The organism is Polycladomyces subterraneus, from assembly GCF_030433435.1.
GTDB classification, from domain to species: Bacteria; Bacillota; Bacilli; order Thermoactinomycetales; family JIR-001; genus Polycladomyces; species Polycladomyces subterraneus.
In genome coordinates this window covers 21,743-28,511 of the sequence record NZ_JANRHH010000042.1, presented here as the reverse complement: position 1 = coordinate 28,511, position 6,769 = coordinate 21,743, and the positions used below count along the sequence as shown (strand labels likewise).

7 protein-coding genes are annotated in these 6,769 nt (G+C 50.5%); 2 read left to right on the top strand and 5 right to left on the bottom strand.

The genetic code is table 11. The features are described 5' to 3' along the window. Positions 1-266 precede the first annotated feature (266 nt). From rraA to NWF35_RS12170, 4 genes are all read right to left on the bottom strand, one after another. On the bottom strand, positions 267-743 hold the full coding sequence (rraA, locus tag NWF35_RS12185; protein WP_301239414.1) for a ribonuclease E activity regulator RraA: 477 nt from the start codon (positions 741-743) through the stop codon (positions 267-269). Positions 744-1,033: 290 nt separating this feature from the next. Further along, complete coding sequence (locus NWF35_RS12180) at positions 1,034-1,174, bottom strand: hypothetical protein (protein WP_301239413.1); 141 nt, start codon at positions 1,172-1,174, stop codon at positions 1,034-1,036. 55 nt (positions 1,175-1,229) lie between these two features. Further along, positions 1,230-1,643 carry an RNA-guided endonuclease InsQ/TnpB family protein gene (locus NWF35_RS12175; protein ID WP_301239412.1) on the bottom strand — a complete coding sequence of 138 codons (414 nt, stop codon included), beginning with the start codon at positions 1,641-1,643 and terminating at the stop codon, positions 1,230-1,232. 152 nt (positions 1,644-1,795) lie between these two features. After that, positions 1,796-2,335 carry an RNA-guided endonuclease InsQ/TnpB family protein gene (locus NWF35_RS12170; protein ID WP_301239409.1) on the bottom strand — a complete coding sequence of 180 codons (540 nt, stop codon included), beginning with the start codon at positions 2,333-2,335 and terminating at the stop codon, positions 1,796-1,798. Between the two features lie 49 nt (positions 2,336-2,384). On the opposite strand from NWF35_RS12170, the gene NWF35_RS12165 reads away from it, so the two are divergent. Further along, positions 2,385-2,525 (top strand): hypothetical protein, encoded by a 141-nt coding sequence (locus NWF35_RS12165; RefSeq protein ID WP_301239408.1) that lies wholly within the window; start codon positions 2,385-2,387, stop codon positions 2,523-2,525. A gap of 386 nt (positions 2,526-2,911) precedes the next feature. Here the strand turns inward: NWF35_RS12165 and NWF35_RS12160 are convergent, their stop codons facing one another. Then, the gene (locus NWF35_RS12160) at positions 2,912-4,339 is read right to left on the bottom strand and encodes an amino acid permease (RefSeq protein WP_301239406.1); all 1,428 of its coding nucleotides are present in this window, start codon (positions 4,337-4,339) and stop codon (positions 2,912-2,914) included. Positions 4,340-4,613: 274 nt separating this feature from the next. Between NWF35_RS12160 and NWF35_RS12155 the strand changes: the two genes are divergently transcribed. Then, positions 4,614-6,740, top strand: a complete 2,127-nt coding sequence (locus NWF35_RS12155) for a molybdopterin oxidoreductase family protein (protein ID WP_301239405.1) — start codon at positions 4,614-4,616, stop codon at positions 6,738-6,740. Positions 6,741-6,769: the final 29 nt, after the last annotated feature.

Below are 6,769 nucleotides of genomic sequence, written 5' to 3'. Positions count from 1 at the left end.
TGATAATTTAGGTTATAAACTGCTGATCCTGTTGACTTCCAAGACTCTTTTTTCATACCATTATGGTAATACCAATATAAAGGAATTGTCAATCTATAAAAATGCGAGGGGGTCCGTGTATCCCCTCAATAAATTGAGGGGGATTACAGCCCCCTCGCGCTCCCCCATTTTTCTAAGGTTATCATACCCACCACTCACTTCACATGATCTTATGGGGGTTCTTATACCATGAGAGGGCTCAAACATCGATCCCCTAAGGCCTCATCTCAAAGTGTCAACTTTTCACTTGCCACAATGACCCCATCTTCGTCCACATACACATAATGACCTGGTTCCCAATCGACTCCGGCAAAAGAAACGGGAATGTTCGTTTCCCCCTTTCCCTCTTTGCGGCTTTTTCGCGGATTAGTTCCAAGTGCGAGCACACCAATATCCAATTGTGCGATGTCTGCTGAATCCCGAATACATCCATAGACAATGATTCCGGAGAGTCCCCTGTTCACCGCGATTCCCGCAAGCCTGTCCCCCAAGAGTGCGCATTTCTTAGAGCCACCTCCATCCACAACGAGAACGGAACCCGCTGGAATGGTTTCAAGAGCTTTTTTGACCAGGACATTATCTTCAAAAACCCTCACCGTATAGATTTTTCCGCTGAAAATTTTTCTCTTGCCGAAAGATTGGAAAATATTTTCGCAAATATGGACTTTGTCTGGAAACTGATCACATAAATCGGTTGTTTTCATATGAAGGTTCACTCCTCATACATTCATGTTGATCAATCAAAATATATTCCATGGTCCCAATCATGACTTTTTTACCTTTGAAATCACTGGGTTCAACCCTTTTCCGCCCAATTCCATCATCAGACGGCCGTGCGATATCAAGCTATGATCTATGATGGATGTTGCGAACGACATGTTCCGGATGGGAGATCCAGTGAAACACCGCATTGAAAAAACGGCGTCGAATGTTTCATCATAGCGGAAATCGTGCACATCAACGACAAGAAACGAATGTCGGGGCATTAACCCGGTCAATTGCGCTCCGTGACGGTCAATTTCGGCCGTGAGATCGCCTGTGCTGCTTCCGAAATCGAGGATGCATATTCCGGCCGGGGTTGAAGTGGTTCCGTGACTTGCTCCACACGGCTAAAGCCGTGGGCTTCTCGCTTCATTTGGGGTGGCAACCCACATCCATCCACGAAGGCTTCGTCCAAGCCTAGAAAAGGTTTAATTCTTATTGTACGTATTTCGGCTCAGGAACGTATCCCATCGCTCGATGCAGGATTTTCTTGCGGCATTGACATCCCTGTCTGCCACATATCCGCATGAGCAATGATGGGTACGTTCTTTTAAGGTCTTCTTTACGATCCGACCGCACTCTGAGCAAACTTGCGACGTGTTTCGAGGATCCACTTCCATCACTTGCTTACCAGCCCACTCTGCCTTGTAAGCCGTGAATTGAATCAACATCCTCCAATCTGCATCTGCAATGCTCTTGGCAAGATAGTGATTTTTCACCATTCCCCGAATATTTAAGTCTTCAAAGGCAATCAGATCGTAGTTGTCCACCAAATATCGGCTGATTTTGTGAGCGGCGTCTTTTCTCTGATTGGCTATGTATTCATGGCATTTGGCCAACATCAGGGCCGCTTTTCTCTAACGATGGGAGCCCTTCTTTCTGCGGGAAACCATCCGTTGGAGCCATTTCAACTTTCTTTCCGATTTACGAAGATATTTGGGGTGGTCGAAATATTCCCCATCAGAGGTCACAGCAAGATGTTTGACCCCTTAATCTAAGCCCACTCGCTTACCTGTACTTGCAGGTTTCGTCTCCACCTCACACGAGAAGCAAGCGTAGTACTTACCATTTTTCCGCTTGATGGAGCAGTCTTGATCTTTCCTTCGATCTGGCGGTGTAGTTTGATTCTCACATCGCCGATTTTAGAGAGCTTCAGGTACTTTCCATCCAGTTTGTAACCAGCCTGAGGATAGGTGAAGCTATCGTATCGATTCTTGCCTTGAAAGCGAGGGTATCCTGGCTTTTCTCCGCGTTCTACACGAAGGAAAAACGCTTGAAATGCTTTGTCTAACCGCTTAGCTGCATCTTGAAGAACCTGAGAATGGATCTCTTTGAACTCCGGGATCTCCTTCTTGAGTTTGGGGAGTTCGATTGCTTGCTTGTGATACTTCAACGTGATTCCGCGTCTTTTGTAGGCGAACTTTCGTTGTTCAAGCATGGAGTTGTAGAGCCAGCGACACATGCCCAGTGTCCATTCGATCTTCTCGATTTGCTCTTTTGTTGGTTCCAGCTTGAATTTGTAGGTTCTCATCATCGTGATCACCTCCTTTAATGTCGCTATGATGAGGAAGAGGTGATGAATGATGGCAAGAATCAAACAAGGTCGTGCTGAATTACACACAACCGTTGATGCGAAATTTATTGAAGCAGATCAAGTTACTGGCTGTAGAAAAAGATATGAAGTATGGGTACTTGATCGAAGAAAGAATGATAATGGTACTTGAGAAATACGGAAAATTGTCGGTCTTCCTAGAGGGCTGAAGCCATCCCGCGTCCGACGCTCGCTTCATCCCATCCCTAAAGGGATGGGTTTTCCCTCGCTCATTATAAAGGTCGTACAGGACGGCATTCCAGATTGGCGCATGGGGTCCCTCCATAGATCAGATTAAGTCGAAGGATAGCAGATATTATGCCTATTTTCAACTGATTTCTAATAGTCGACTAGTTGCAGAAACAACTGCCTGAAAGCTTAGCCGTGAAGGAATCATTGCGCAGTTTCTACAGAAGGAATCATGTCCCCCTCAGAATTGACAGAGGGACAGAAAAAACCGCCTCCTGCCTATGTGCTCGGCTGAGAGACGGCTTTCCCCGGTGATGACCGGGGCTTTTCTCATTCGGTTCCCGTTTGAGCGGGAGCTTCCCGCGACGTTTTCATCGCCTGACTTCCGAATTTTTGTTTCAACATGTAGGAAAGATAGATGATCACCATCAACGGAATCCCACAGATCAAGGCGATTCGTTGATCAGGGATCAGTCCCATGCTGAACAAAACGATGGTGTTCAATGCAAACGCCAGAATCGGTACGACCGGATACAGCGGTGTCCGGTATTTCAACTCTTCCAACTTGCCACCTTCAGCGAGAAAGCGCTTACGGAAGAAAAACTGCGACGCTGCGATGGAAATCCAGACGACAACCGCTCCCATTCCCGAAGCGGAAATCAGCCAGAGATACACCGTATCTGCGGCATACACGCTGGTCAACAACGACAGCAACGCCACAGCCAGACTGGCCAACAGCGCACGGATCGGGATGCCGCGTCCGGTCAGCTTGGAGAAAAATGACGGCGCCATTCCGTCTTTTGACATGGACCACAACATTCGGGAAGAAGCGTACAAACCGGAGTTGGCCACCGACAACAATGCCGTCAAAATGACGAAGTTCATGATGTCGGCCGCATACGGAATCCCCATTTGATCCAGTACGTAAACGAACGGACTTTCCATCACGCCCGCTTTTTGCCACGGAATCAAGGCCGCCAACACCGTCATCGCCAACACGAAAAAGAACAACGTGCGCCACACGGTATTGCGGATCGCTTTGGGAATCGTCTTTTCCGGATTTTCGCTCTCACCGGAAGCGATCCCGACCAGTTCCGTTCCTTGGAAAGAGAAGTTGACCGTGATCATCGTCATCAAGATGGCGACTATTCCGTTGGGCAACAAGCCATCTTTGGTAAAATGCGTAAACATCGGAGCCGAATGCGCTCCCTTCAAGTGTAGCAAGCCGAACATGGCCGCCCCACCCAAGATAATGAACAACACGATGGTGATCACCTTAATACTGGAGAACCAAAACTCCAACTCCGCATAACTGCGTGCCGAGAACGCATTGAACAAAAATAGCAAAAATGCAAATAGTGCACACCATACCCATACAGGGACATAAGGCAACCAACGTCTGATGGTCATCCCGATCGAGGTCAATTCCAATCCAACAGTGAGCGCCCAGTTGAGCCAATATACCCATCCGACCGTGAAACCGACAGCCGGACTGATAAACCTGGTCGCATAGCTTTGGAACGACCCTGCCTCCGGCATGGCAACAGTCAATTCACCTAAACAAAGCATCGTCAAATACATGACGAAGCCGCCCACGAGATAGGAAAGCACCGCACCGAGCGGCCCCGCGGTGTTGATGGTGTAACCAGACCCTTGGAACAATCCGGTTCCGATGACGCCCCCCAGGGCGATCATAAACAAATGTCTGCTTTTCATGCTGCGTTGCAATTGTTGGTCATGAATACCGATTTGTGCCATGTTTATCCTCCAATCCATCTTCTATTGGAACATTATAAATTATAATTGGAAACGATTAAGTCAGACAAGTTGAGCATATTTGCCAAATTATCCGGCATGATATCCGGCAAACGCCAGTATCTGCAGAATACGCTGGATCGTTCTCCGGAACCTTTGGCATAATCGGTTTAGAGGTGTCTAGTTATTCCCCCGGTACACCTTTTTCCGCTTGCTTCCCGGATGAGACGGATAACTGGACACGCGTAGATTGATTTTCACAGGAGATGACACCCGCATGAATGAATCCCTTCATCCCTTGACCCAATGCCCTTATTGCAGTATGCAGTGCACGTTTTGGTGGAAACAAACCGAAGAAGGAACGAAGACGCTTCCGAACGCGAACGATCCAGTCACCCACGGCAAATGGTGCGGCAAAGGACGTCTTGCCCATATTCCCACCGACAGCCCAGAAAGGATCACCACTCCGCTGCTCAAAAGTAACGGGAAATGGCATCCCGTATCATGGGAAGAAGCGATGGCGTGGTTCAGCCGACGGGTTCGCCGGTGGCAAGCCGAGTTTGGTCCAGACGCGGTCGCTGTTTACGGCGGAGGTTCGCTAACCAATGAAGTGGCCTATTTGCTGGGGAAATTTTCCCGTGTCGCTCTGGGCACACGATATATAGACTACAATGGGCGCTACTGCATGTCTTCCGCCGCAGCTGGGGCCAACCTCACCCTGGGAGTGGACCGGGGATTGACCAATCCGTTGTCCGATCTGCCGCTTGCCCGCTGCATCCTGCTAGCAGGAGCCAATGTAGCAGATGCACAACCTACCATGATGCCCTATCTGCTAGAAGCGAAAAAGCGGGGAGCCTTCCTGATTGTCATCGACCCACGGGAAACACCGACAGCCCACAGCGCCGATCTTCATCTTCCCATCCGTCCAGGCACCGATGCCGCTTTGGTTAATGGTATGCTCAAAATCATCGTGGAGCACGACCTGGTCGATTGGTCATTTGTCCGCCGTCATACCTCAGGCTGGGAGTCGTTAATCGACCACATTCGCCGGGTAGACTTAACCGAGGTTGTGAAACAGACCGGTATTCCAGTCGAGTTGATCAAGCGCGCCGCTTTGGCTTACGGATCAGCCTCCACCGGGTTTGTCCTGACCGCCCGCGGAGTGGAGCAACATGCCTGGGGGGTGCAAAACGTTCGCAATTTCCTCAATCTGGTGCTGTTAACCGGGAAGATCGGCAAACCGGGTTGCGGATACGGTGCGATCACCGGTCAGGGAAACGGACAGGGCGGAAGGGAACATGGACAGAAAGCCGATCAACTGCCCGGATACCGTTTGTTGGATGATCCCGAAGCGCGCGAACAGATCGCCCGCATCTGGGGAGTGACACCGGACACGCTTCCTCGCTCCGGCGTTTCCGCTTATGAAATGTTTGACAAGATCCTGGCAAATGAGATCCTCGGCATGATTGTCTTCGGTTCCAATCCGGTTATCTCCAGCCCCAACGCCGCGCGGGTGGAATCAGCATTGCGACGATTGGATTGGCTGGTTGTCGTCGATTTCTTTCTGACCGAGACGGCACAGATGGCCGATTTGGTGCTTCCCGCCGCATCGTACTTGGAAAACGAAGGGACGATCACCAATCTGGAAGGACGGGTCCTGTTGCGTCGAGCCGTCCGTCCCGCTCCGGGGGAAGCCAAACCGGATTGGCAAACGATCATGGAAATGGCGCAGGCGTTGGGAAAAGGAGAATGTTTTCGTTACCAATCGGCGGAAGACATCTTTCGCGAGTTGGCCGAGGCCAGCCGGGGCGGAAAAGCGGATTACTCAGGCATGACGTATGAACGGATCGAACAAGCGAAAGGGTTGTTTTGGCCTTGCAACCATGAGCGCCCGGTAGGAACACCGCGTTTGTTTGAAGATGGCCGGTTTGGTCATCCTGACGGGAAAGCGCGGCTCGTTCCCGTCCATGCTCCATCGTCAAATTGGCGCGAAGAAGACGAATGGCCGCTCACACTCACAACCGGGCGCATCATCCATCATTATTTAAGTGGCACACTGACGAGACGAACCCCTGCTCTGATGGAAAAAGCACCAGTACCTTTTTTGGAAGTACATCCCGAAACTGCCCACCGGTTGGGACTGGCGGATGGCCAACCGGCCCGCGTCACCTCCCCTGTCGGTTCGATCGTGTTGACGGTGAAAACGACGGAACGCATCCGCCCAGACACCGTCTTTGCCCCCTTCCATTGGGGAGGGGAACAATGCATCAACCGCCTGATCCCTGCCAATCTCGATCCGACCAGTCGGATGCCCGCATTCAAAATCATCCGCGTACGGGTGGAGCCTGTAAGGGAGCAGTCCTCATCCCGGCAACAAGAACCTGTGGCGATAACAGGGATTTGACAGTGAACAAACAAACGCCCGCGATTGCG

Coding starts and splice junctions, on each gene's coding strand:
- NWF35_RS12175 (WP_301239412.1), bottom strand. CDS start 1,643: ATGTTGGCCAAATGCCATGAATACATAGCCAATCAGAGAAAAGACGCC.
- NWF35_RS12170 (WP_301239409.1), bottom strand. CDS start 2,335: ATGATGAGAACCTACAAATTCAAGCTGGAACCAACAAAAGAGCAAATC.
- NWF35_RS12165 (WP_301239408.1), top strand. CDS start 2,385: ATGGCAAGAATCAAACAAGGTCGTGCTGAATTACACACAACCGTTGAT.
- rraA (WP_301239414.1), bottom strand. CDS start 743: ATGAAAACAACCGATTTATGTGATCAGTTTCCAGACAAAGTCCATATT.
- NWF35_RS12160 (WP_301239406.1), bottom strand. CDS start 4,339: ATGGCACAAATCGGTATTCATGACCAACAATTGCAACGCAGCATGAAA.
- NWF35_RS12180 (WP_301239413.1), bottom strand. CDS start 1,174: ATGAAGCGAGAAGCCCACGGCTTTAGCCGTGTGGAGCAAGTCACGGAA.
- NWF35_RS12155 (WP_301239405.1), top strand. CDS start 4,614: ATGAATGAATCCCTTCATCCCTTGACCCAATGCCCTTATTGCAGTATG.